Source organism: Ruminococcus sp. HUN007, assembly GCF_000712055.1.
Classification (GTDB): domain Bacteria; phylum Bacillota; class Clostridia; order Oscillospirales; family Ruminococcaceae; genus HUN007.
Map to the genome: position 1 here is coordinate 384,552 of NZ_JOOA01000002.1, position 23,163 is coordinate 407,714.

At 42.7% G+C, this 23,163-nt stretch carries 27 protein-coding genes; 4 read left to right on the forward strand and 23 right to left on the reverse strand.

The features are described from left to right. Positions 1 to 168: 168 nt before the first annotated feature. From CC97_RS05765 to CC97_RS05770, 3 genes are all read left to right on the forward strand, one after another. Positions 169 to 984, forward strand: coding sequence for a hypothetical protein (locus CC97_RS05765; protein WP_044974202.1), 816 nt, complete (start codon positions 169 to 171; stop codon positions 982 to 984). Between the two features lie 63 nt (positions 985 to 1,047). Then, positions 1,048 to 1,275 carry a hypothetical protein gene (locus CC97_RS20905; RefSeq protein ID WP_242848136.1) on the forward strand — a complete coding sequence of 76 codons (228 nt, stop codon included), beginning with the start codon at positions 1,048 to 1,050 and terminating at the stop codon, positions 1,273 to 1,275. Positions 1,276 to 1,288: 13 nt separating this feature from the next. Beyond that, on the forward strand, positions 1,289 to 1,843 hold the full coding sequence (locus CC97_RS05770; RefSeq protein ID WP_242848137.1) for a TIGR02452 family protein: 555 nt from the start codon (positions 1,289 to 1,291) through the stop codon (positions 1,841 to 1,843). 196 nt (positions 1,844 to 2,039) lie between these two features. Here the strand turns inward: CC97_RS05770 and CC97_RS05775 are convergent, their stop codons facing one another. The 5 genes from CC97_RS05775 to CC97_RS05795 all read right to left on the reverse strand — a co-directional run bounded on the left by CC97_RS05775 (position 2,040) and on the right by CC97_RS05795 (position 6,855). Continuing rightward, entirely contained in the window at positions 2,040 to 2,885 is an 846-nt protein-coding gene (locus CC97_RS05775) for a DUF3737 family protein (RefSeq protein WP_044974203.1), read from the reverse strand. Between the two features lie 163 nt (positions 2,886 to 3,048). Further along, positions 3,049 to 4,332 (reverse strand): carbohydrate-binding domain-containing protein, encoded by a 1,284-nt coding sequence (locus CC97_RS05780; RefSeq protein WP_044974204.1) that lies wholly within the window; start codon positions 4,330 to 4,332, stop codon positions 3,049 to 3,051. Positions 4,333 to 4,510: 178 nt separating this feature from the next. Then, on the reverse strand, positions 4,511 to 4,678 hold the full coding sequence (locus tag CC97_RS05785) for a hypothetical protein (RefSeq protein WP_156036787.1): 168 nt from the start codon (positions 4,676 to 4,678) through the stop codon (positions 4,511 to 4,513). Positions 4,679 to 4,719: 41 nt separating this feature from the next. Continuing rightward, positions 4,720 to 5,484: a zinc ribbon domain-containing protein gene (locus CC97_RS05790; protein WP_044974206.1), complete on the reverse strand. Its 765-nt coding sequence runs from the start codon at positions 5,482 to 5,484 to the stop codon at positions 4,720 to 4,722. A gap of 219 nt (positions 5,485 to 5,703) precedes the next feature. After that, positions 5,704 to 6,855 carry a hypothetical protein gene (locus CC97_RS05795; protein WP_156036789.1) on the reverse strand — a complete coding sequence of 384 codons (1,152 nt, stop codon included), beginning with the start codon at positions 6,853 to 6,855 and terminating at the stop codon, positions 5,704 to 5,706. 337 nt (positions 6,856 to 7,192) lie between these two features. Between CC97_RS05795 and CC97_RS05800 the strand changes: the two genes are divergently transcribed. Continuing rightward, positions 7,193 to 7,843: a helix-turn-helix transcriptional regulator gene (locus CC97_RS05800; RefSeq protein WP_044974208.1), complete on the forward strand. Its 651-nt coding sequence runs from the start codon at positions 7,193 to 7,195 to the stop codon at positions 7,841 to 7,843. Positions 7,844 to 7,928: 85 nt separating this feature from the next. Here CC97_RS05800 and carB read toward each other — a convergent pair whose 3' ends face one another. The 18 genes from carB to rplU form a co-directional block, all read right to left on the reverse strand. Then, positions 7,929 to 11,120, reverse strand: a complete 3,192-nt coding sequence (carB, locus tag CC97_RS05805) for a carbamoyl-phosphate synthase large subunit (RefSeq protein ID WP_044974209.1) — start codon at positions 11,118 to 11,120, stop codon at positions 7,929 to 7,931. A 1-nt stretch (position 11,121) separates the two neighbouring features. Then, entirely contained in the window at positions 11,122 to 12,222 is a 1,101-nt protein-coding gene (locus tag CC97_RS05810) for a carbamoyl phosphate synthase small subunit (RefSeq protein WP_044974210.1), read from the reverse strand. 23 nt (positions 12,223 to 12,245) lie between these two features. Further along, positions 12,246 to 13,166: an orotidine-5'-phosphate decarboxylase gene (pyrF, locus tag CC97_RS05815; RefSeq protein WP_044974211.1), complete on the reverse strand. Its 921-nt coding sequence runs from the start codon at positions 13,164 to 13,166 to the stop codon at positions 12,246 to 12,248. An 18-nt stretch (positions 13,167 to 13,184) separates the two neighbouring features. Next, positions 13,185 to 14,279 (reverse strand): dihydroorotase, encoded by a 1,095-nt coding sequence (locus CC97_RS05820; RefSeq protein ID WP_242848138.1) that lies wholly within the window; start codon positions 14,277 to 14,279, stop codon positions 13,185 to 13,187. A gap of 7 nt (positions 14,280 to 14,286) precedes the next feature. Then, a complete protein-coding gene (locus tag CC97_RS20910) occupies positions 14,287 to 14,466 on the reverse strand; it encodes a hypothetical protein (RefSeq protein ID WP_242848139.1) in 180 nt (59 codons plus the stop codon). A gap of 94 nt (positions 14,467 to 14,560) precedes the next feature. Then, positions 14,561 to 15,094 carry a bifunctional pyr operon transcriptional regulator/uracil phosphoribosyltransferase PyrR gene (gene pyrR / locus CC97_RS05825; RefSeq protein WP_044974212.1) on the reverse strand — a complete coding sequence of 178 codons (534 nt, stop codon included), beginning with the start codon at positions 15,092 to 15,094 and terminating at the stop codon, positions 14,561 to 14,563. Positions 15,095 to 15,471: 377 nt separating this feature from the next. Next, positions 15,472 to 16,317 (reverse strand): dockerin type I repeat-containing protein, encoded by an 846-nt coding sequence (locus CC97_RS05830; RefSeq protein WP_044974213.1) that lies wholly within the window; start codon positions 16,315 to 16,317, stop codon positions 15,472 to 15,474. A gap of 108 nt (positions 16,318 to 16,425) precedes the next feature. After that, a complete protein-coding gene (locus CC97_RS05835; RefSeq protein ID WP_044974214.1) occupies positions 16,426 to 17,553 on the reverse strand; it encodes a hypothetical protein in 1,128 nt (375 codons plus the stop codon). Beyond that, entirely contained in the window at positions 17,546 to 17,719 is a 174-nt protein-coding gene (locus tag CC97_RS19505; protein ID WP_197021828.1) for a sigma factor-like helix-turn-helix DNA-binding protein, read from the reverse strand. The genes CC97_RS05835 and CC97_RS19505 overlap by 8 nt, the downstream gene beginning before the upstream one ends. A 17-nt stretch (positions 17,720 to 17,736) precedes the next feature. Beyond that, a complete protein-coding gene (locus CC97_RS18660) occupies positions 17,737 to 18,066 on the reverse strand; it encodes an RNA polymerase sigma factor (protein WP_049962718.1) in 330 nt (109 codons plus the stop codon). A 261-nt stretch (positions 18,067 to 18,327) separates the two neighbouring features. After that, positions 18,328 to 18,768 (reverse strand): MarR family transcriptional regulator, encoded by a 441-nt coding sequence (locus CC97_RS05845; RefSeq protein WP_049962719.1) that lies wholly within the window; start codon positions 18,766 to 18,768, stop codon positions 18,328 to 18,330. Between the two features lie 74 nt (positions 18,769 to 18,842). Then, a complete protein-coding gene (locus CC97_RS05850) occupies positions 18,843 to 19,658 on the reverse strand; it encodes a putative RNA methyltransferase (RefSeq protein WP_049962720.1) in 816 nt (271 codons plus the stop codon). Between the two features lie 2 nt (positions 19,659 to 19,660). Next, entirely contained in the window at positions 19,661 to 20,404 is a 744-nt protein-coding gene (locus CC97_RS05855; RefSeq protein WP_044974216.1) for a YebC/PmpR family DNA-binding transcriptional regulator, read from the reverse strand. Between the two features lies 1 nt (position 20,405). Next, on the reverse strand, positions 20,406 to 20,780 hold the full coding sequence (locus CC97_RS05860) for a ribonuclease III domain-containing protein (protein ID WP_044974217.1): 375 nt from the start codon (positions 20,778 to 20,780) through the stop codon (positions 20,406 to 20,408). A gap of 41 nt (positions 20,781 to 20,821) precedes the next feature. After that, complete coding sequence (obgE, locus tag CC97_RS05865; RefSeq protein WP_044974218.1) at positions 20,822 to 22,099, reverse strand: GTPase ObgE; 1,278 nt, start codon at positions 22,097 to 22,099, stop codon at positions 20,822 to 20,824. Positions 22,100 to 22,203: 104 nt separating this feature from the next. Continuing rightward, positions 22,204 to 22,485 (reverse strand): 50S ribosomal protein L27, encoded by a 282-nt coding sequence (rpmA, locus tag CC97_RS05870; RefSeq protein ID WP_044974219.1) that lies wholly within the window; start codon positions 22,483 to 22,485, stop codon positions 22,204 to 22,206. A gap of 70 nt (positions 22,486 to 22,555) precedes the next feature. After that, positions 22,556 to 22,816, reverse strand: a complete 261-nt coding sequence (locus CC97_RS05875; RefSeq protein ID WP_049962721.1) for a ribosomal-processing cysteine protease Prp — start codon at positions 22,814 to 22,816, stop codon at positions 22,556 to 22,558. Positions 22,817 to 22,822: 6 nt separating this feature from the next. Further along, on the reverse strand, positions 22,823 to 23,137 hold the full coding sequence (gene rplU, locus CC97_RS05880; protein ID WP_044974220.1) for a 50S ribosomal protein L21: 315 nt from the start codon (positions 23,135 to 23,137) through the stop codon (positions 22,823 to 22,825). Between the last annotated feature and the right edge of the window lie 26 nt (positions 23,138 to 23,163).

Sequence of the window (23,163 nt, forward strand, 5' to 3'; positions counted from 1 at the left end):
TTCCCCTTTTCCCTTTATCAGCAGAATAACAGAGTCTGCTGTAATTACATTATAACACTGAACCGGTCATTATACAATGGTTTTATTCTGTTGCTATTGACACTTAACCCCAAAAATATTATACTTATGAGTATAACGTTTGTGTAATTTTCAGTAAAGGGGTGGAATATGGGTAAATGGTACAATATCACGGGAACCAGGCTTCTTGTGATCATCGGACTGTCTGTATTATGGATAGCTGCAGCATCAGTTATCTATGTATTGATCGGATCTGAACACGGACCGCACGGCGGACTTGACAGTATTGCAGATGCGATCGTATATGCATTTATATGGAAACTGTTCATATACGTACTGCCGGTACTTGTCTCAGTGATCAGCTTTATGATGTGGCTCTGGCAGAAACACCGCAGATCTTTTATATGGATCACGGCAGCTGCGATCCTTTGTGCATCAGCCTCCGTTGTCTATGAACGGTGTCTGAAAAAGTATGTCCATACACCGGAATATGCTGCACGAAAAACGGAAAGCTTTGAAAAATGGAATGAACGACAGTATGTCAGCGGCATCTATGAAAAATACACTGAATCTGACAGGATATGCACCTATATAAACAGTATTGTTTCAGACGCTGTTTCTGAATGGGAAATGTACTGTCCGCCGGAAGATGAAGAAAAGAAACTTGTATATATAAACTCGGTAATGGAAGCGCACTCAGGAGAGCTTTCCCATGTTGAATCATGGGAGTACATACCTGATGTAAGAAAACTGATACCGCCCCGGAAAGACGGCGACCCGAAATTTCTGCTTAACAATGCGGAAATGTGCATGATCGCTGATCATTACGGCAAAAAGCTGAGAACAGATCACTGGTATGACAGATATCAGTTTAAAGATTCTTTCATAGCCGAATGGTATTCATGGCTTCCGGAAATGGCTGTTATCTACGATGACGGAACAATGGATCTTGTAATTGTACGTTAAGAAAAAGTTACATAATATCACGAAAAAGAGGTGTAAAGCAGACAAGCTTGTCTGCGTACAGAAATGAATAATATAGCCGTTGCAAATGAAACAATAAAAATCACCGCTGACGGATACTACGAAAATGACGGAAAAAAGATCACACTTCCGGAATATGACTATTCAGAGGTAAAAGTTTATTCACCTGAAAAAGGGAATGAACTGATAAAGAACATTGTAATACCCGATGCACAAATGTGCAGAATAACAGTTACGTCCGAAGATTCATTCACTGCTGCCGGACGGTTTTGAAAAGGCCTTCGTTATGAACTTTGCAAATGCACACTGCCCCGGAGGCGGCTTCAGACTGGGAGCGAATACGCAGGAGGAAGCACTGTGCAGGTGCAGCACACTGTATGCATCGATCACATCGAATGCCGCAAAGGAGATGTATCTGTACAACAATCTTCATATAAATCCGGTCGAGTCCGACTACATGCTCTATTCTCCGAATGTATGCGTATTCCGTAATCACAAATGTGTGCACGCTGCAGAACCTTTCATGGCATCAGTCATAACACTTCCGGCACCAAACCGCCGCGGTGCCGCAATTGCAGCATCCGGCAGAAAGATCGCTGAAGCAATGACACGAAGAATAAGAATAATGCTTGCCGTCGCCGCAGAAAACGGACATAAGGATCTTATCCTCGGCGCATGGGGCTGCGGTGCTTTCGGGAACAAACCGGAAGATGTTTCCGGCTATTTCAGAAAAGTCATAACTGATGAGGGTTACGGTAAATTATTCGATAACATCTGCTTTGCCGTTTACGGAAAGGAAGACAGCAGAAATATAACCGCTTTCAGAAAAACATTTTCATGAGTTTATACACAGAAAAACGCAGCATAGCTGTATGGTTATGCTGCGTTTTTACCGTCAGTCCGCTTCTTCAGCCGGCAGAAACTGCCGGTTACTGATCGCCGGCAATATCAGCCTCAAGGACACCCTCAATGACAATAAACTTTAGGTATACATCAGAAATTTTTTTATTTTTTAATGTGCAGCTTAAAGTTTACAGTTATGATTTTCTGCAGATGATCCTTGTCGCACTGACATCTACCCTGTCTGATTCCATAATGATCTCACCGATCTCATCAGCAGTTATGCTTCCGCCGGAAGGGTTCTTTATACTTTCAACGAATCCGTTTATCTCAGCATTCACTGTAGAGTATTCAAAAGCAAGATTTGTATTATTCAGTGTACAGTTTTCAAGTACAAGATCCTCACAGAAACATAATCCCTGAAGGCTTTCGACAGTACAGTTCACAAGAGTGAGCTTTTTTGAATTCCATCCGAGATATTCGCCGCTTATCACACTGTTCTCAACGGTTATATTCTCACTGTTCCAGAACGAATCCTTGCTCATGAGTCTTGAATTGCGGATCGTAATATTTTTCGCACCGTCAAAGCTGTAATTTCCGTCAAGATCAAGTCCGTCTATCTCCATATTTTCACAGTTCATTGCCAGATAATCGCCTCTGGCCTTCACGTTCTTCAAAACAACGTCACTGCACTGCCAGAGCGTTTCCTTTGCATCTGAAAACTCCACATTTTCAAGAGTCAGCCCTCTGCAGCGTCTGAATCCCTTGGGAGCGATGTATTTTATGTTCTTAAATACAGAATTATCAGTATACCATACAGCCGCTCTTGCCATTTCGTGAAATGTACTGTCCGACACAGTTATATTTCTGCTGTACCACAGCGGGTATTTCCATTTGAAATCAACTGAATTCACTGTAAGATCGTGACTGTGCTTTAACGGAGATTCTCCGTCTTCAAAAATGCAGTTTTCAATTACTGAATTTTCACACATGAAAAGAGCACGTTCTCCTGTAAAAGACTGGTTTATATATTTATTGTTCATTCAAAAATCCTTTCCTGTCTGCCGGAAAACATATAAAAGCACATAACCATCAGTTAAGCGGCTATGTGCTTCTTTACGGCCTGCCTATGTTATTCACCGGCAGCAAAGCTGATATGTATATATTATACTCCAAAAACAGGAATAATTCAACATGGTATTTGAATCATCTGAACATTCCGCCGTTCATTCCGCCGCGGCCGCCTCTCATTCCGCCGCCCATCATACTCTGCGGGATCTCGTTTACTTCTGTGCCGTTTACGATTATAGTACCGCCGTTGAATTCAGCCTTTCCGTCGTAATCGAATGAAGACATCTGAGCATTGACACTTACCGTACCGCCGTTTATGTAAATTGATCCGTTGGAATCGATACCGTCAGTATCGCCCTGACCCACAGTTACATTTACGTTTCCTCCGTTGATTTCGACAGCAGTTTCGTATGAGGATGAACCGGACGAGGCATTGATACCGTCATCGCCGGCACTGACTGTTATTTCACCGTCGTTTATAAGAATATATGTTGCTTCAAGGCCTTCCGATCCTTCTATGTTCAAAGTTCCTCCGTCTATCTGGATGAGTCCGATGGCATCAATTCCGTCGCTTCCGGCACTTATGTCAAATTTTCCGCCGGAAATCGTAACTGTACCTTCGCCTTCATCATTTTCACAGTGGAAACCGTCCTTGTTTGCTTTTACCGTGAATGTTCCGTCATTTATGAGGATAGAGTCATTGGCCTCGAACGCATCCAGAGCTGATGAAACCGCATATGTACCGCCTGTTATCTTCAGATCATCCTTGCATGATACACCGTTTGCATAGTATGAAACAATATTAAGTGTACCTGTTCCGTTTAATACAAGGTCATCCTTTGAGTATATTACTGCATCGGTATTGTTTTCACCGTCAGCACTGAACTGACCGCTTACTGTAAGAGTGCTTTCGGAATCAGTCGTTGTTACAAAAACTTTGTCAGCTGAAACTACATATATTGCAGGAGCATCTTCATTTTCAACATTTACTCCGTCAAGTACGAGCTGAACTTTTGCTTTTTCATCAGCGTTTACTTTTACAGTAAAATTCTTTGCATTTCCGCTGACAGTATAAACTCCTTCTTCAGTGATCTCCACAGTTTCACCGTCTTTGGCAGTTATTGCGCCGGCATTGGCTGTATCAGCAGTCTGTTTCAGGTCACGTTCAGTAAATAATGTTTTTTCTTCTTCTGAAGACTCTTCAGTGACATCCTGATCTCCTGCCTTTTCACTTAAAGATTCACTCATCACTGTGACTTTACCGGAAGACTTATCGGTTTCCGAACCAGTGATAACACTGCTGTCCTCCCTGACAGATTCACTGAGATCCGGCAGCGAACTGCATCCAGAAAGTGCAGCCATAAGCATTGCTGAAATGATAAGTGAAGGGGCGCCTGATTTTTTTATTCTTTTATTCATAAGTAACACATCCTCTGATTATTTGTAAAGGAAACACAGATCCGTTATTTCCTTTAAGCTTCTTTTCGGTTTCTGTGTTCTTATTATAATGAAGAATTTTGATATTAAAATGAGGTTAATGTGTAAACTTACCCGAAAAATATGAAATCTGTGTGAATAAATGTAATCGTTCTGATAATCAGGCTTTCTCAATCACACAGCTGTGATGCTTGAATTCCGGTATCCATTCATCTGACTTGGTCGATGTACGGAATTCATCCATTATTTCCTTATTAGGAATAAATACTTCGCTGGTCTCATCATCAAATCCAAGATTTCTTTCCTTCAGGTGACTTGCCTGTTTCACGCAGGATCGCATGATCCGGATCCGGAGGGATTCTGAATGAACTACCGTTTCTGATATAAGACCAGTTCAGGATCTTCACAGTTTCGGCCGTATGTGCTGACAAGAATAAATTCAGCATTTGCTGCAACTCCGAAAACTTTGTCTCCGCCGAATTCGCATTCAAGCTGTGTTCCGAGATAAGTGGTGTCATCATCGAGGAACTTTACCGTTAAACCATTCGGCAGTCTGTATTCGAGATTCACGTAGCTTCCGACCAGCGGGATAAGCTTTTCGACTTTCGGCATTCCTTCGATCCCGAGCGCATTTATCTCACCGATGAGTTTCTGCTTAAACTCCTCAAGCTTTCCGTCTCCGCCTAGTTCCTTGTAGCGTTTCCAGTAATCAAGCTGCGGAAGCATTTCTTTCAGATAAGCACGCACTTCACTCTCCGGATATTCTTCACCTGCCATGTTCTTTACGCAGACTTCGATAAGATCATCCATGCTACTGTACATATACTGACCCCCTGCATAGCACCACTTGCAGTAACTGCTGTTCAGAGTTCCGTCCTTCTCCCTACTGAACATTTCACTGTCAAGAGGCATACCGCAGCACTGGCAGATAAGCTTTTCTCCCGCTCCGAGAAGCGTATTTATCGATACTCCGAACAGTTCGGAAAGAAGTTTCAGTGTATCGGTATTAGGCACAGTCTCCCCGTTCTCCCATCGTGAAACAGCCTGACGTGTCACAAACACCTTACCGGCCAGTTCCTCCTGTGACATCCCGCTTTCAGTACGCAGCTTTAAAATAACATTTTTTGTATCCATAAATGACTCTCCTTTTTCTGTCACCGCAATGTTTATTTACATCCGATGACCTTTTGTGTTCTTTAATGTTATTATAACGCAATGGAAACGTAACATCAAGCAATTTGCTGTTGCTGCAGGCAGCTCACTATAAGCGTGCCGCAGGCACGCAAAAGCCGTTCAGCACATTATATGCTGAACGGCTAAAAAACATTTTAATCTTTATGTATTTTATCTGTATTACAGAGGCATACAGCACTTTACCAGTACGTTCATCTGTGACTCGAAATAAAGTCTTACAGGAACATTCAGCGGAATATCTGTAAGGAGAAGATTGTCAAAAGCAATGCCTTCGGAAAACATCTGTTTATCAGGCATGACCAGAGTTAATCTGTTGTTTGCAGGATCTGAAATAACTTTGGTTACAATACCGTCAACTGTAAAAGTATTCTTTTTTGTCAAAGGTCTCTGGAAAGCGATACGGTTCATAAGCCACTGTATCCATAATTCGCAGAAAAGAGCTGCACATAACGGAAGAAAATATGCGTTATGTTCCAGCCAGAATTTTATACCCAAAACTATCAGTATCAGAGTAATACCGGTAAACACGGTCCAAAGAATTGAGTAAATGCCTTTATCAAAAGGATTTACGCTTTTGTATCTGGAAGGAAGATTATCATAGTCTTCATCAGTAACTTGTTTGATATCTGTTTCAAAAATCTGTACGTGTCTGAACTTTGAATAGTCATATGTACCGGGAATATTCATTCGTTCAAGTTCAGCTGAGTGATCAGGTGCATAATAGCAGAAATCTGCGGCATTTTCCGGTATTTTTACAAGCCTGTATTTCGATGAATCCGATTTAATAACAAGTACAGTATCTCCGCAGTAAAACTGAGTTGTCTCATGGACTGTGACAAGTTTACGGGTGTTATGAAGAGCGACAATATAATCAGCCCTGACCAGCTGGTGTCCCCTTGTTGAATAATAGGCATTACGCATTTCAACGATTTCACCTGCTTCAACGAGTGATTCACGTGTAACCTTTCTGCATTTACGGTTGTCATATGCTATATAGCAGAATACAAAACCGAACAGGCCAAGCATAAAAGACACGAAAATAAATAAAGCAGCGTTTTCGACGTGATTTATCGCATCTCTTATACTGCAGACAACACCGCATATGGTCAGAATGATATCTCCGACCATCAGAAAAAACGGCAGTACCAGGTAGTTGTTGGTGTTCCGGAATTTAAACGGAACGTTCGAATATTCATTCTCCGTTATTTTTCTGAAATTCACACTGTTAAGCGGCGCTTCAGTATACCTCTGACCAATGTAGTAATCAAGCGAACTTTCATTTTCCCTTTCTCTCTGATTATCATTAAACATAATCATCCTTCTTTCTTTTGTTCTTTTGTTTTTGTCTCTGTATGATGAGTTTATCTTCTGGAAAATGCTGATCAATTTATAAATCCAGACGCTGGAATTTCTGCCTGATCAGTGTTTCCATAGAAAACTCCGGTTTGATTATAACACATTTTCATTCTGTTTTCAATAAAAAAGAAACATTTAAATGGTAGTGGCCGCCTCTTCGAGACGACCACTGCTATTTATAAATTTTTCATCACGAGTGATGAAAAATACCTTTTATGAATCAGGGAGATAATTCATCTCTTGACAGTGTACTCCGCAAGACTGTATACTTTCTATAGGAGGCGACCATAATATGAAAAGAGAAATACACGCCTATGACAAACTATATCTTGAACAAGCAATGTCCATACTTGCTAGAATGCTTGATTATGCGGTAAATGATTTAAAATATGATATTACAGAATTTTTCAATCTTTTTATTTCAAGCGATTTAGCAAGAAAATTTGAAACCGGAGATCCATCTGTTGTTGCAGGCAGATCAGGAGTCGAACTTGCATATATAGTTCTTGAAACAGCCGGACTGAAGAACAACTTTATCAAACCACAATATTCTGCCGACAGAAGCGAAGAATACTGGACCGGATGGGCACTCGCCTACTATCAGTGGTATACATCACTTTCGTTTGCAGAGATAATAAAATACATTCCTGTTAAAGATATTAAAGATCTTTATGATCCGTATCATGAAATGGACATCCGACAGTTCTGCGACAGGATGAATGAAATGTACAAAGCCGCCAAACCGGAAACCAATCTAAAGATACTTCGCAAAGAATCCGGATTAAGTCAGAGCCAGCTTGCAGCTGAAAGCGGAATATCTGTTCGTACTATTCAGAATTACGAACAACGGGTCAAAGATATCAACAAAGCACAGGCTGATAATCTTATGATGATTGCGTATGTGCTTAACTGCAGTATGGAAGATCTAATGGAACGGATATAAACGGTAGTAACCGTAGGCACGAAACAAAAAAGCCGGTCAGCATTTTTCTTGCTGATCGGCTTTTTACTTATTTGAATATTATTTATCAGATCTTTGTAATATCGATAAGTTCAACGTCATCAATAGTACGTCCTGTCTGGAGGACATTTGCAAGGGCTCTTGCGGTATCGATCGCTGTGAGTGAGCAGATTGAACGTTCTACTGACTTACGGCGCATCTTAACGCTGTCTCTTGCAGGGAGACGGCCTTTTTCTGATGTTGAGATGACGTAGTGGATCTTGCCGCTTTCGAGGAGGTTGATCGCGTTCGGTTCAGGTTCGGATACTCTGTTTACATGGTTCGTAGCGATCATGTTTCTGTTGAGTACACCGGCTGTTCCGGCTGTTGCGTAGAGTTCGAATCCCATCTGTGAGAACTTGTCGGCAATTGCGATGATCTCCTGCTTGTCCGTGTCACGTACTGTGATGAACACGCCGCCTTCCTTCTTGAGGTCGAATCCGGCAGCAACGAGACCCTTGAGGAGTGCATCTTCAAATGTGTGCGCAATACCGAGGCACTCACCTGTTGACTTCATTTCAGGTCCGAGCATTGTATCAACGTCGTGGAGCTTTTCAAAGCTGAATACAGGAACCTTGACAGCAACGTAGTCAGCAGCAGGATAGAGACCGCTCTCGTAGCCGAGTTCCTTAAGAGTAGCACCGAACATGAGCTTTGTTGCGATGTCTACCATCGGAATACCAGTTACCTTGCTGATGTACGGAACTGTTCTTGATGAACGAGGATTTACCTCGATTACGTAAACTTCGTGGTTGTAAACAACGTACTGGATGTTTACGAGACCTACTACCTTGAGTTCAAGAGCAAGCTTTCTTGTGTAATCGATGATAGTGTTCTTGATTCTTTCGGAAAGTGTCTGAGCCGGATATACGGAGATCGAGTCACCTGAGTGAACACCGGCACGTTCGATGTGTTCCATGATACCAGGAATGAGGAAGTCCTTGCCGTCGCAGATAGCGTCTACTTCAACTTCAGTACCCATCATGTACTTGTCGATAAGTACAGGGTTTTCGATCATCGTTCTTGTGATGATCTCCATGTATTCAACTATATCCTTTTCGGAATGAGCAATGATCATGTTCTGACCACCGAGAACGTATGAAGGTCTCATAAGTACCGGATAGCCGAGGTCTTCAGCAGCTGCAACAGCTTCCTCTGTTGTCATTACTGTATGACCCTGCGGACGCGGAATGCCGCATTTTTCAAGGATCTCGTCAAAACGTTCACGGTCTTCGGCAGCGTCAACGCTGTCAGCCTGCGTACCGAGGATCCTTACACCCATGTCTGAAAGATGCTTAACAAGCTTGATAGCTGTCTGACCGCCGAACTGAACTACTACGCCGTAAGGCTGTTCTGTTTCGATGATGGATTCAACGTCTTCCTTTGTGAGCGGATCGAAGTAAAGTCTGTCACCGGTATCGAAGTCAGTTGAAACTGTTTCAGGGTTGTTGTTGCAGATGACTGCTTCGTAGCCGAGTTCCTTAAGAGTCCATACGCAGTGAACTGAGCAGTAGTCGAATTCGATACCCTGACCGATACGGATAGGACCTGAACCGAAAACGATGACTTTCTTCTTACCCTTGTCAGTTCTTTCGATAAACTGCTTTGCTTCGTTTTCCTCGTCGAATGTGGAGTAGAAGTAAGGCGTTTCAGCCTTGAATTCTCCGGCACATGTATCAACCATCTTGTAAACGGCTCTCTTGCGCATCGGGCACTTCTGGCCGGACATTCTTTCGATCGTGCTGTCGAGATAACCGTAGTTCTTTGCGGTAAGATATTTTTCCTCTGTGAGCTCACCGTCAGCAAGCCACTTTTCGAGATTTACCATGTTGAGGAGCTTGTTAAGGAACCACTCGTCGATCATGGTCATTTCATGAAGCTTTTCAACGGTAACGCCTCTCTTAAGAGCTTCGTAAACCTGGAATGAGCGTTCGTCGTCAACCTCTTCGAGTTTCTTCATGAGTTCTTCATCGGAAAGCTTTTCAAGTTTCTTAAGATTCATTGAATCAACGCCGAGTTCAATCGAACGGACAGCCTTCATCATAGCCTGTTCAAAGCTTGTACCGATAGCCATTACCTCACCGGTAGCCTTCATCTGTGTACCGAGTGTTCTCTTGGCATAAACGAATTTATCGAAAGCCCACTTAGGAAACTTAACAACAACGTAGTCGAGTGCAGGCTCGAAGCAGGCATAGGTCTTTCCTGTTACCTGGTTGATGATCTCGTCGAGCGTGTAGCCGATAGCGATCTTTGCTGCAACCTTGGCAATAGGATAACCGGTAGCCTTTGATGCAAGAGCTGATGAACGTGAAACTCGCGGATTTACTTCGATAACGCTGTACTGGAATGATTCCGGATGAAGAGCGAACTGACAGTTACAGCCGCCTTCTACCTTGAGTTCTCTGATAATATTGATAGCTGCTGTACGGAGCATCTGGTACTCGCGGTCAGTAAGAGTAACTGCAGGAGCGATAACTATGGAGTCACCTGTATGTACGCCGACCGGGTCAAAGTTTTCCATTGAGCAGACTGTGATACAGTTATCCTTGCTGTCACGGATAACTTCAAACTCGATCTCCTTCCAGCCGCTGATACATTTTTCAACGAGGATCTGAGTGATAGGTGAAAGACGGAGACCGTTCTTGGCAATATCACGGAGTTCTTCTTCATTCTTTGCAATACCGCCGCCTGTACCGCCGAGAGTAAATGCAGGACGAACGATGACCGGATAACCGATTATCTTTGCAAAATCAACAGAATCTTCGATAGTTTCAACGACCTTTGAAGGGATGCAAGGTTCGCCGATCTTTTCCATTGTATCCTTGAAAGCCTGTCTGTCCTCAGCCTTGTGAATCGTAAGCGGATCTGCACCGAGAAGCTTTACATTATTCGCTTCGAGGAATCCTTCTTCTGCAAGCTGCATAGAGAGAGTAAGACCTGTCTGTCCGCCGAGTGTGGAAAGAAGGCTGTCCGGCTTTTCTATTTTGATTATTCTCTTGATAACGTCAAGTGTAAGAGGTTCAATGTAGATCTTGTCTGCCATCGCCTTGTCTGTCATGATGGTAGCAGGGTTTGAGTTTACAAGAACAACTTCAAGACCTTCCTGCTTGAGAGCACGACAGGCCTGTGTACCGGCGTAGTCGAATTCGGCAGCCTGTCCGATAACGATAGGACCTGAACCTATAACAAGTACTTTCTTAATATCTTTTCTTAACGGCATTTTACTTTTCCTCCATTAACTGTACGAATTCGTCAAATAAGTAAGATGTGTCAAGCGGACCGCCATGAGCTTCCGGATGGAACTGTACTGTGAATGCTTTTTCGTTCTTGTATCTTACACCTTCGCAGGTCTTGTCATTTGCATTGATGTGTGAAACTTCAGCAATGGATGTATCAACACTGTCATTGAGAACGGCATAACCGTGGTTCTGTGTCGTAACGAATGTCTTGTCGAGGGCAAGATCGATAACCGGCTGGTTTGCACCGCGGTGACCGTACTTAAGTTTTTCTGTCTTAGCACCGTGTGCGAGAGCCATGATCTGATGACCCATGCAGATACCGAAGATCGGTATTCCGAGCTTTGAGATCTCGGCAACATTCTTTATTACCTCAGTATTCTCGGAAGGATCCCCGGGGCCGTTTGAAAGCATGATTCCGTCAGGAGCGATCTCTTTTATCTCAGCTGCAGTTGTTCTGTCCGGAACAACGATAACGTCGCAGCCTCTCTTAAGAAGTTCCTCACGAATGTTTCTCTTGTAGCCGAGGTCGATGAGAACTACTTTGTACTTACTGTTTTCAGCCTTGTATTCACACTTTTCAGGAACTGTGACTGTGTGAACGGCATCCTTAATCGTATATGCCTTAATAAGCTTTAAAAGCTCATCCTTCTTTGCGAAAACATCTTCAGTTGTGATGGCACCGTTCATAACACCGTACTCTCTTATCTTTCTGGTAAGACTTCTTGTGTCGATGGAATGGATGCCGATGATGTTCTGTTCCTTCAGGAAGTCATCGATATTTCCTTCGCAGCGAAAGTTTGACGGAGCATTGCACCATTCTCTTACGATATATCCGCTGACATATGACTTTGTGGATTCAAAGTCCTCTTTGTTCACGCCGTAGTTTCCGATAAGCGGAAAAGTCTGAACAACGATCTGACCGTAGTAGCTCGGGTCAGTAAGTGTTTCCTGGTATCCCGTCATACCTGTTGTAAATACAACTTCACCGATAACAGTTCCCTTTGCACCGAAGGACTGTCCGGTGAGAACAGTTCCGTCAGCAAGAAGAATATAAGCCTTTTCGCTCTTATTGAATAATGCCATTTTATCAGATCCCTTCAAAAGTCTTACCTGCAGATTACAGATGTTATATCGTCGCGCATTCTGATAACTTCACGTCTTGAAGCCTTTGCAAAATCCTTTTCATCGCAGCCTTCCTTTGTGTATGCACACATAATGGCTCTTGATGAGTTTACGATCGCACCGAGGCCCTTTGCATCAAATGCACCCTTAAGGCCTTCAGCACCGCCGCCCTGAGCACCGTAGCCAGGTACGAGGAAGAATGTGTGCGGAAGTCTTTTACGGAGCTCGGTAAGCTGTTCAGGATAAGTAGCACCTACAACAGCGCCGACTGATGAGTAACCGTACTCACCGATCTGTTCGCTTCCCCACTTTTCACACATGTCGCCCATTACTGCATAAACTGTATTGTCGCCGATCTTCTGGTCCTGAAGCTCGCCGCTTGACTTGTTTGAAGTCTTGACGAGAACGAAGATGCCCTTGTCCTTCTTTTCACATATCTCGAGGAGAGGAGCGATTCCGTCTGTTCCGAGATATCCGTTTACTGTAAGGGCATCAGCACCGAAAGCTTCGATCATCTGTGAGCCTACCTGAGTAGCACCGAGATGAGCTGTTGCATATGCTGTCATTGTTGCACCGATGTCGTTTCTCTTTCCGTCGGTCATTACGAACAGGCCCTTCTTCTGAGCATATTTAATAGTCTCTGTAAGAGCCTTTACGCCCTGCCAGCCGTACATTTCATAGTAGGCTGCCTGAGGCTTTATTGCAGGAACAAGGTCGTATATTTCATCAATGATAGCCTTGTTAAATGTAAGAAGCGCATCAGCTGCACCTTCGAGTGTCTCGCCGTACTTTGTGAAGCTTTCTTTTCTGATGAACTCAGGAACGTAGTCGAGCTTCGGGTCAAGTCCTGCAACTGTCGGATTCTTCTTGTCAATAATGTTCTTAATAAGTCTGTCAAATGACATAAATATATCCTCCCTGTTTTACTTTGTTTCGCTGTAAATGATTTTACCCTTTGAGATCGTGATCACTGGTTTTCCCTTAAGTGTCACGCCTTTGAAAAGAGTGTTGTGAGATTTTGAATGAAGCTTTTCCGGATCAACTGTCCATTCCCTGTTAAGGTCTGCTATACAGATGTCCGCTGTGCTTCCCTCACGTATATATACAGGCTCAAGCCCGAGAAGCTTTCTCGGATTCTCTGACATGAGCTCGGATATTCTTTCGAGTGTTATCTTTCCGGTGTGGTAAAGATAAGTAACTGTCGCGGCAAATGATGTTTCAAGGCCTACAACACCGTTAGGAGCCTTTTCAAAATCAGCCTTTTCATTTGCCGCATGCGGTGCATGATCAGTAACTATGCAGTCAATTGTTCCGTCGATAACTGCCTCAGTAATCGCTTCAACGTCGCGTTTTTCGCGGAGAGGCGGATTCATTCTGAAGTCTGCATCACGGGCAAGAAGCTTTTCATCGGTAAAGATGAAGTAGTGCGGAGCTGTTTCGCAGGTTACCTTAAGTCCGCGTTTCTTTGCATCTCTTATAAAGCCTATGCTTCCTTCTGTACTTACATGTGCTATGTGCACCGGAACTCCGGCCGCACCTGCAAGAGCCATTTCCCTTACTGTTATGCTGTCTTCTGACGCACGGTCCATGCCCGGAACGCCAAGCTTTTCAGAAACGGCACCCTTGTTCATGATCCCCTTTCCGATTATGTCCATGTCTTCGCAGTGCGAAGTGAGCAGCAGGCCGTACTTATCAGCATTTATAAGTCCCCTGCGCATAAGTTCTGCATTTTTTACCGGTTTTCCGTCATCGGAAACTGCGACTATGCCGAGTCTTTTGTACATTTCAAAATCAGCAAGCTCGCCGCCGGCCATTCCCTTTGTTATGCATGCTGTCTGGTAAATGTCTATTCCAGTCTGAGCAGCCTTGTCCTTTATGTAATTAATAGTTTCCTCGTTGTCGACAGGAGGATTCGTGTTCGGCATACAGAGAACCCCTGTTACGCCGCCTGCTGCAGCTGCTGCCGCACCTGTAAGTATATCTTCCTTGTGAGTAAAGCCCGGATCTCTGAAATGCACGTGCATATCAAAAAAAAGACGGAAACGCTGTAAGACCTGTACCGTCGATAACAACTGCGCTATCGTCTTCAGGAGCGATTCCGACTTTCTGTATTTTTCCGTCACGGATATAAATATCATAGGTTTTATCAGATGAAAGCATTTTGTCAACAACTGAAATGTTTCTGATTATGATATTCTGATTCATTTTTCCCACTCATCCTTTCTGTAAACAATTCAAAGAAAACAAAGACCATTCCGGTTTCCCGGTTCATTAAAATCTAATGTTTTCTTAACTGACTTTATGATTCAGGTTCATAGATAGTCACACTGTCTGTGCCGTCCATCTCTGTTACCTGTACCTTTACCATCTCTTCGTGAGAAGTAGGCAGATTCTTTCCTACAAAATCCGGTCTTATCGGGATCTCCCTGTGACCGCGGTCAATGAGAACTGCAAGCTGGATACGCTGCGGTCTTCCTCTTCCGATAACGGCGTCAATAGCCGCTCTCGCGCTTCTGCCTGTGTATATAACGTCATCAACAAGAATGATGACCTTGTTATTTATATCAAAATCAACAGATGTGCCGTCCGGTTCAGATAATCTTCGTTTATCATCTCTGTACGGTGTTATATCGAGCTTTCCGCACTCTACTTTAATACCTTCGATCTCTTTTATTTTCTGTGAGATACGCTCAGCAAGAAAAGCACCTCTTGTAAGAATACCGATTATACAAAGATCAGCCGCCCCCTTGTTCTGTTCGAGTATCTCGTAGGTGATCCTCGTAACAGCCCTTCTTATTGCACTTTCGTCAAGGATAACTGCTTTTTCTTTCAAGAAACAAACCCTCTTTACAACAAAAATACCTGTCCGCACAAGTCAGACAGGTACAATTATCCCAAGCTTATTTAACGTAATCATGTAAGCAGATCATATCCGCAGGATACAGTAATGTCCTGAAAATACCGGATGAACCGCTTCGTAAACTTAAAACAAATACCTTGCCGACCTCTCCGGATCAACTTAAAGGAGTTATGTGTAAATCATAGTAAAAGTCAGTTTTTGACCCGACTTTCATTATATTATAGCACACACGGTTTTGTTTGTAAAGTTTATTTGATCACGTTTCTGATATTTTGGCATGTTGATCTAATTTACATAACATATCGATCAAGGATTTATGTCATTATAATAGCGTATCTGACTTACGCGTCTTAAGTAAACGCTATACCAGTCCCTTCTGAAAACATATCTATGGTATTGTAATGACTTGAAGCCTTGCTGTTGTTATGCGGATTATCCGGCACAATAACTACGTTGTAGTAATACGAAGCCAGGCATGTCATTGTACCGGGGTTATATCTGTCAAAATAAAGATTTACATTACCGTCTGAATCAGTTTTTACAGCAGTAAGTTTCTGACCCATACCGTTGACTTCCTGCTGATTCATTTCTATCACTATTCGTTTGTTTTCAAAGAAGTCATCACCTACAGTTATTCCTGCTTTTTCGAAAGCATCTGCAGCCATTTCATAGCAGCCGATACACTCGTCATATTCTTTCTTTGTCGAAATCATTGCTGTATAATCATTTCCATAATCCCCATGATTCATTATGAAATTACTGTAAATAGCACATTTCATATTGTTATAGTAATTATCAATGTCAAAAGTAATACACTGTCTGGTTATATCTTTAAGTTCTGACGTGTCAGCGTTTACTGTCATCTTAGTAGAATCTGCCGGTGCAGTTTCCTTTCCGATATTTTCTCTCTTTTTGGAGATGAACGATCTTAAACATGCCAGATCGCCAATGTCTACGGAATGATCATACTCAACGTCAGCTGCTTCTTTGAGTTCATCATTTTCAAAGTTCTGGTCTCCTATAAGATAAAGCGAAAGTATTGAAAGATCTGTAACATCAACTATACTGTCTGAATTGAGATCTCCGTATATTATTTCGTCCTTTGCTTCTATAGTTCTGCCGCCGTTAATATTTGCTGCTGTTATTATCATTGCAAGTGCAGTAATAAATGCTGCTGTTTTTCTGTTATTTTTCATTTAACTTCATCCTTTCTCATTCATGCTTCCTTTGGAAAACGCTGAATTATTCATAAATCAGCGTAAGGTTCCGGTGCGAAGCCGGGTGTCCGGTTTGATCTATTTTTCTTAGTTTTTAAAGGTGACTTTCGTGTACGGAACATGTGCAATGAGCAGTTCTTCTGTCGTTACAAGGCCGTTGATCACAGCATATTTCAGCGTACAGCGATAACCGCCGTCAAAGACTACCGTATATTTTCCGGGATGCGGTATCGAGTAGAAAAATCTGTCATCCTCAATTATAAGCGGATCCTCATTTTCATCCCACTCTGATCCCGATGATATATAGAAATTTATATCATCCGCATCTGTTGATTCTGCAGGTGTTTCAGTATATGCTTCTGTCACACAGTCTGTGGTGCATACCGGTTCAGCCTCAGTTGTGCACGGATAAGTACCAATGTTCCACCATGGTTCTGTTGCCGGTTCAGCCTCAGTTGTGCACGGATAGGTGCCGATCGGTTCTGTTACTGGTCTGGATCTCGTTGTTGCTTCAGTTGTAACCGGATAGGTGCCGATGTTCCACCATGGTTCTGTTGCCGGTTCTGCTTTTGTTGTCGCTTCAGTTGTACACGGATATGTGCCGATGTTCCACCACGGTTCTGTCGATGCATTTACTGTAACCGGTACTGTGTAGGCCTGAGTTTCAGTGTTCTGCCGCGGGGTAGTATGCATACCTTCAGTAAAAGGCACTGTATACGGTTTTGTCTGCGAAGCAGCATGAGCATCAGTCTGTCGCTGCTGGCTTTCGGTTTCTGATTTTCCGGCTGATCCGGTATTATCTCCGCTGGTAATTACTTCGTATGAAAATATTCCGGACGGCAGATCAGTACTGTTTTCAGGAGTGCTGTAAGCAGCTGTACGCTCTCCGGCAGTAGTATTTTTCTCAGCATTTGTATACATATCATTTCCGGTGAAGTCATGCAGATCATTGTTTCCTGAAGTAATATCAGGAAGCATTAGTTCGTGATCATATTTTCTTCCGAGATCATAGAAATGGAACGCAACAAGAAGTGAAAATACCGCAGCTGCTGATGCGCATGCTGCTATTACCGGAAACCGGTTTTTCCTTCCGGATAATGTAACGTTTCTGTTTTCTCTTCTGAGGTCAGCATTTCTCAGAAAATCATCTGACAGATGATCCCCTGAAGCTTCAAAGCTTTCCCTTATATCTTTAAGTATATCTTTTTCAGTCAACGTTATCACCTCCGGAAATCTTTTTTAATTTCTTTATCGCATTGTTGTATTTCCAGATAACAGTTGCTCTCGGGCGCCCGGTGATCTCTGCTATTTCTGCATGAGTAAACCCCTGGGAGTACATAAGAACTATCTCACGTTCCTCTTCTTTCAGATGCTTAAACAATGCTTTTACGGTTTCACTTACAGTGATCTTTTCAAAGCAGTCATCAGAAGGAATATTTTCATCAAGATCAGACCTTTTTTACTGCTTCTGATCCAGTCGATCGACATATTGCGTGCGATCATCATGATCCATGACTTCGCATTTTTTCCTGAAAACGAAGGAGCAGCCGACCAGACCTTCAGAAAAGTATTCTGCATTATATCCTCAGCATCGAAATCAGATTGCGTATAGACAAGCGCCAGTGAGTAAACGCTTGTTTTCATCATTGAATACAGTTCAGACAGTGCCTGTCTGTCATTATCCTGTATCCGCAGGATGAGATACTTTAAATTCTCATTATTCACCATATGGGGTTACACTCCGTTTGAAAGCTTTCATATATAAGACGAATGAGAAAGCTTAAATATTTGAGTTTCCGGAACATTTGTAACATTGCACAATTTCCAGCGTTTAACTTTATACACATTTTCAATAAAAAAATTACCGGAGCTGCAGGCAATGCTTACACTCCGGTGTTTCCTTAAGTAAACGCTGATTTATTCATAAATCAGCGCTGGGCACGGGGCAAAGCCCCGCAATATTTCCGATTTAATCAGTGTTTCCTTAAATTATTTTATAAGGGTTTTAAGATTTTCAGCATACTTTGAACAAAGACTGATCATCTCATTCATTTTTTCTTCGCCGAGCATAGACATACTCTGGTGTTCCGCATCGATTATCGTCGGAATAATTTTGTCTGCATACTTTCTGCCTTCTTCGGTAAGCTTAACAAGCTTGTTTCTTCTGTCAGATGCGATCTCCTCCATTGAAATGTATCCCTTGATGAGATACGACTTCATAATGGCACTGACTGTCTGTTTGGTTATAACTGAAGAACGGCAGATATCATTCTGCGTACATCCTTCCGGCACTGTGTAAAGCATACGGAGCACGAAAAGGCTTTTGTATCCAAGTCCGAATTTTTTAGCATACTTCTCGTACAGTGAATACTGCATATATCTGACTGAAACATATTCCTCCGATTTTAATTCAATCTGTTCTTCTGTCATATCTGTACCCCTTTCATCTTTCTGGAAAATGCTGACTTTAGAAGCATTTCCTTTGAAATGAAAAACTGAATTCCTTATAATTTTCTGAATGCAAGAACCGCAAACTCCGTACTCACCTTCATTGAATCGATCGATTCAAGCTTTTTAAAATCCTTTTCCGACGTCTTATAGTAATATGGAGTCATCATAAAAAGATTTTTTATATCTTCACATGATCCGAGTTTTACTTTCCGGTGGAGTTCACTGCATCTCGCAAGTTCGAATCCTTCTATAGCATATTCTTTTACTTCATTTTTATACGGATTATCGTAAACAGCTTCCTTCAGTTCCCAGAGATGATTTTCAAGCGGAATGATCTGAATATAGATACCGCCTTTTTTAAGTACTCTTTTAAATTCCTCACCGCAGAACGGAGCAAATACATTTACGATTATATCACATGATGCATCTGAAAGCGGAAGATGAAAAATACTTGCAACTGCCTTTTCTATCCCCTTCGACCTGCTCTTTGCACAGGCAAGCGCATTTTTTGATATATCAACGGCAAGCACCGCGGCACTGATACCGGCACTCTGAAGTTTTTCGTAAAAATCGGAAGTGTAGTAACATTCACCGCATCCGGCATCGAGTATAACGGAACCGTTTTGCGAAAACTTTAAAACTGTCTCGCTTATCTTATCGCGGAGAGCGCTGTAATAGCCTTTATCAAGAAAATCGCGTCGGGCATGGACCATGATTTTGTCATCGCCGTGATTTCCGGATTTCTGTGACATGAGCAGATTTACGTATCCGCTTTTTGAAAGATCAAAGCAGTGATTCTTTTCACAGACAAGAGACTTGTCACGGTTTTCAAGTACACCGCCGCAGACAGGACATACAAATCCTGACATGATCATTCTTCTTCAGCAGCTTCAGGATTCTCCCAGTTATGCCATACGTTCTGAACATCATCGTTATCTTCAAGATGTTCAAGAAGGAGATTCATCTTCTTGATGGATTCTTCATCTGTAAGTGTTACGTAGTTGTCAGGGATCTGAGCTGTTTCAGCTGAAAGAATTGTATAACCCTTTTCAGTGAGAGCATCTCTTACTGCGTGAAGATCGGCAGCTGCTGAGATAAATTCTACTGTATCATCTTCGATGCTGTAGTCATCTGCACCTGATTCAACGCAGTCTTCCATGAGCTTGTCTTCATCGTAGCCGTTGTTTTCAACTTCAACTATACCGCGACTTGTAAACATGAATGATACGCATCCGCTTGTTCCGAGGTTGCCGCCGAATTTATCAAAGTAATGACGAACATCACCGGCTGTTCTGTTCTTGTTGTCAGTAAGTGTTTCTACGATAACAGCGATACCGTTAGGGCCGTATCCCTCATATACGATAGAGATGTAGTCGCTCTTGTCTTCGCCGCCGCTTGCCTTCTTGATAAGTCTGTCGATGTTGTCACTTGGTACATTATTTGCCTTAGCCTTGGCAATAAGGTCACGAAGCTTTGCGTTGGTTGTCGGATCAGGGCCGCCTTCCTTAACGCATACTGTCATTTCACGACCGATCTTTGTGAAGATCTTTGCTCTGGCCTGGTCAGTAGCTTCCTTCTTTCTCTTGATTGTACTCCATTTTGAATGTCCTGACATTTCAGTCATCCTCCTTCGTTTCAGATAATATGATTTTCATTAATTCTTCAATACGTTCTCTTCTGCCTGTAAGATGCAGAAAACCAAAAAGGCACTCAACTGCGGTTGCCCTTCTGTAATCTATAATACTGGCACTTTTCGGTGCTGAACAGCCTGTTGCATTTCTCCCCCTCTTGAGAACAGATGTTTCATCTTCATCAAGATGCGGAAGTATAACATCATAGGCTTTCGACTGAAAAACTGCACATACTTTTTTTGTCGATGCAGCATGAAGCCTGGAAACAGCGGTATTCGCTTTAAGAACAATATCCTCACGGACAAGCTGTTCGTAAACAGAATCTCCTAAAAAAGCAAGCGTGAGCGGAGAATACTGCATTGCTTCCCTTGCTGATAAAACTTTATCCGTAAGCTTCACCCCTACTTAACGTACTCAAACTCAAGTCCGAAAATATCGACTGTGTCGCCTTCTTCAATACCCATTTCCTCAAGTCTGGTAAATACACCGCTTGTCTGAAGGACTCTCTGAAGATACTGAAGTGATGAATAGTCATCAAGGTCAACTGTTCTGAGAATCGGTTCAAGCCAGTTTGCCTCGACAAAATAGATATCCTCTTCCTTTGTAACAGTGATCTTCTTTCGGTCATCCTCGATCTGCATGAGTTCTTCTTCAGGGATCTCTTCAGGTTCATATTCCTTGATAGGAGGAAGCTTGTCGAGTTCTCCTGAAATGTATTTTATAAGTTCTGCTGTTCCCTGTGTTGTAGCAGCAGAAATCTCAAAAAAGGCGTAACCCTTGTCCTCGATGTACTTTTTCAGCGCACCGATCTGTTCAGGTGAAGCCATATCTGATTTGTTGGCAGCAACGATCTGCGGACATTTTGCAAGGTCTGGACTGAACTTTTCAAGTTCAGCGTTGATTATGTCAAAATCTTCGGCAGGATCTCTTCCCTCTGAACCTGATACGTCAAGTACATGAAGGATAAGACGGCAGCGTTCAACATGTCTTAAAAACTCATGTCCGAGTCCTATACCGTCGCTTGCGCCCTCAATAAGGCCAGGAATATCTGCCATTACAAAAGATTTTTCGGCTTCAACCTTTACAACTCCGAGAACTGGTACAAGAGTAGTAAAGTGATAGTTTGCTATTTTAGGCTTCGCCTGGCTGACAACAGAAATAAGAGTTGATTTTCCGACATTCGGGAAACCAACAAGTCCTACGTCTGCAAGAAGTTTAAGTTCAAGTGAAAGTTCAAACTCCTCACCCGGATAACCCGGCTTTGCAAACTTAGGTATCTGTCTTGTAGGCGACTTGAATGCAGAATTGCCCTTGCCGCCGTTTCCGCCTCTGGCAATAACCTGTCTGTCCTTTCTTGAAAGGTCAGCTATTATTCTACCGGTATTAAAATCCCTTACAAGAGTACCGCGCGGGACCTTGATGATAAGGTCCTGTCCGTTTCTACCGGTACAGTGCTTTGCGCCTCCGTTTTCTCCGCGCTCAGCAATATATTTCTTCTTATATTTAAAGTCTATAAGGGTCGAGAAGTTATCATCTATAACAAATATAACATCTCCGCCCTTGCCGCCGTTTCCACCGTCCGGGCCACCGGCAGCGACATATTTTTCACGATGAAATGATACCGCACCGTCTCCGCCGTCTCCGGCTTTGACTCTGATCTTCGCCTTGTCTACGAACATTTTAAATCACCTTCCATGTGTGCTTGAACGCACATGACATTATACAATAAAATCCCAAGCAAAGCATATGCTCGGGATTTTTACTGTAAATAAAAAGCGTTATTTTACTGTGCAGCGTAAACTGATACTTTCTTACGGTCACGGCCGAGTCTTTCGAACTTAACTCTTCCTTCAACCATAGCGAAAATAGTATCATCAGAACCGATACCTACACCATTACCTGGATGGATGTGTGTACCACGCTGACGTACGATGATGTTGCCAGCCTTAACGTACTGACCATCTGCTCTTTTAACACCTAATCTCTTTGACTCAGAATCACGGCCGTTCTTAGTAGAACCTGAACCCTTCTTATGAGCAAAAAACTGCATACTAAGATTTAACATATCTTACACCTCCGAAATTTTAGTTTTAATCGTTCTTTCAAAAGATTTGCCAAGATAATCAAGATGAACTTTAAGCCCTGCGATGATCGTAGAAGCTGTTTTTCTGATTTTCTTCACTGATTTCCGCAATCTTCAGAGTAACTACATTGTCTGCAACTTCCGTTTCAGCCTTAAACTTAAAACTGTCAGTTATAAGATCGGCTGTAAGTTCAACCGCAGATGAGACACTGGCACAGACAATATCAAATCCGTGATCGTCGTAACCTGCGTGTCCGCTGACTCTGAAACCCGAAAAATCACTGCCCTTTTTATAAAAAACAGCAGTTATCATTCGTGATTAAGCCTTGATTGCTTCGATCTTAACCTGAGTGTAAGGCTGTCTGTGGCCCTGTCTTCTCATTGAAGAACCCTTCTTTGGCTTGTAAGTAAGAATGTTGATCTTCTTGCCCTTGCCGTTCTTAACAACTGTAGCAGATACTGTAGCACCGCTTACGTATGGAGCTCCAACTGTAAGACCCTTGTCTGTGTTCACAGCAACAACCTTATCAAAGCTAACCTTTTCGTCAGCTTCAACTGCGAGCTTTTCGATGAATACTACATCGCCCTCTTTTACTTGATACTGCTTACCACCAGTTTCGATAATTGCGTACATTTTGGTTTACTTCCTTTCCAAAAAAC

Excerpts from the sequence above, each read along its gene's own strand:
- CC97_RS05765 (WP_044974202.1), top strand. The coding sequence starts at position 169 with ATGGGTAAATGGTACAATATCACGGGAACCAGGCTTCTTGTGATCATC.
- CC97_RS20905 (WP_242848136.1), top strand. The coding sequence starts at position 1,048 with ATGAATAATATAGCCGTTGCAAATGAAACAATAAAAATCACCGCTGAC.
- CC97_RS05770 (WP_242848137.1), top strand. The coding sequence starts at position 1,289 with ATGAACTTTGCAAATGCACACTGCCCCGGAGGCGGCTTCAGACTGGGA.
- CC97_RS05775 (WP_044974203.1), bottom strand. The coding sequence starts at position 2,885 with ATGAACAATAAATATATAAACCAGTCTTTTACAGGAGAACGTGCTCTT.
- CC97_RS05780 (WP_044974204.1), bottom strand. The coding sequence starts at position 4,332 with ATGAATAAAAGAATAAAAAAATCAGGCGCCCCTTCACTTATCATTTCA.
- CC97_RS05790 (WP_044974206.1), bottom strand. The coding sequence starts at position 5,484 with ATGGATACAAAAAATGTTATTTTAAAGCTGCGTACTGAAAGCGGGATG.
- CC97_RS05795 (WP_156036789.1), bottom strand. The coding sequence starts at position 6,855 with ATGTTTAATGATAATCAGAGAGAAAGGGAAAATGAAAGTTCGCTTGAT.
- CC97_RS05800 (WP_044974208.1), top strand. The coding sequence starts at position 7,193 with ATGAAAAGAGAAATACACGCCTATGACAAACTATATCTTGAACAAGCA.
- carB (WP_044974209.1), bottom strand. The coding sequence starts at position 11,120 with ATGCCGTTAAGAAAAGATATTAAGAAAGTACTTGTTATAGGTTCAGGT.
- CC97_RS05810 (WP_044974210.1), bottom strand. The coding sequence starts at position 12,222 with ATGGCATTATTCAATAAGAGCGAAAAGGCTTATATTCTTCTTGCTGAC.
- pyrF (WP_044974211.1), bottom strand. The coding sequence starts at position 13,166 with ATGTCATTTGACAGACTTATTAAGAACATTATTGACAAGAAGAATCCG.
- CC97_RS20910 (WP_242848139.1), bottom strand. The coding sequence starts at position 14,466 with ATGAATCAGAATATCATAATCAGAAACATTTCAGTTGTTGACAAAATG.
- CC97_RS05830 (WP_044974213.1), bottom strand. The coding sequence starts at position 16,317 with ATGAAAAATAACAGAAAAACAGCAGCATTTATTACTGCACTTGCAATG.
- CC97_RS18660 (WP_049962718.1), bottom strand. The coding sequence starts at position 18,066 with ATGGTGAATAATGAGAATTTAAAGTATCTCATCCTGCGGATACAGGAT.
- CC97_RS05845 (WP_049962719.1), bottom strand. The coding sequence starts at position 18,768 with ATGACAGAAGAACAGATTGAATTAAAATCGGAGGAATATGTTTCAGTC.
- CC97_RS05850 (WP_049962720.1), bottom strand. The coding sequence starts at position 19,658 with ATGTCAGGATTTGTATGTCCTGTCTGCGGCGGTGTACTTGAAAACCGT.
- CC97_RS05855 (WP_044974216.1), bottom strand. The coding sequence starts at position 20,404 with ATGTCAGGACATTCAAAATGGAGTACAATCAAGAGAAAGAAGGAAGCT.
- CC97_RS05860 (WP_044974217.1), bottom strand. The coding sequence starts at position 20,780 with ATGCAGTATTCTCCGCTCACGCTTGCTTTTTTAGGAGATTCTGTTTAC.
- obgE (WP_044974218.1), bottom strand. The coding sequence starts at position 22,099 with ATGTTCGTAGACAAGGCGAAGATCAGAGTCAAAGCCGGAGACGGCGGA.
- rpmA (WP_044974219.1), bottom strand. The coding sequence starts at position 22,485 with ATGTTAAATCTTAGTATGCAGTTTTTTGCTCATAAGAAGGGTTCAGGT.
- CC97_RS05875 (WP_049962721.1), bottom strand. The coding sequence starts at position 22,816 with ATGATAACTGCTGTTTTTTATAAAAAGGGCAGTGATTTTTCGGGTTTC.
- rplU (WP_044974220.1), bottom strand. The coding sequence starts at position 23,137 with ATGTACGCAATTATCGAAACTGGTGGTAAGCAGTATCAAGTAAAAGAG.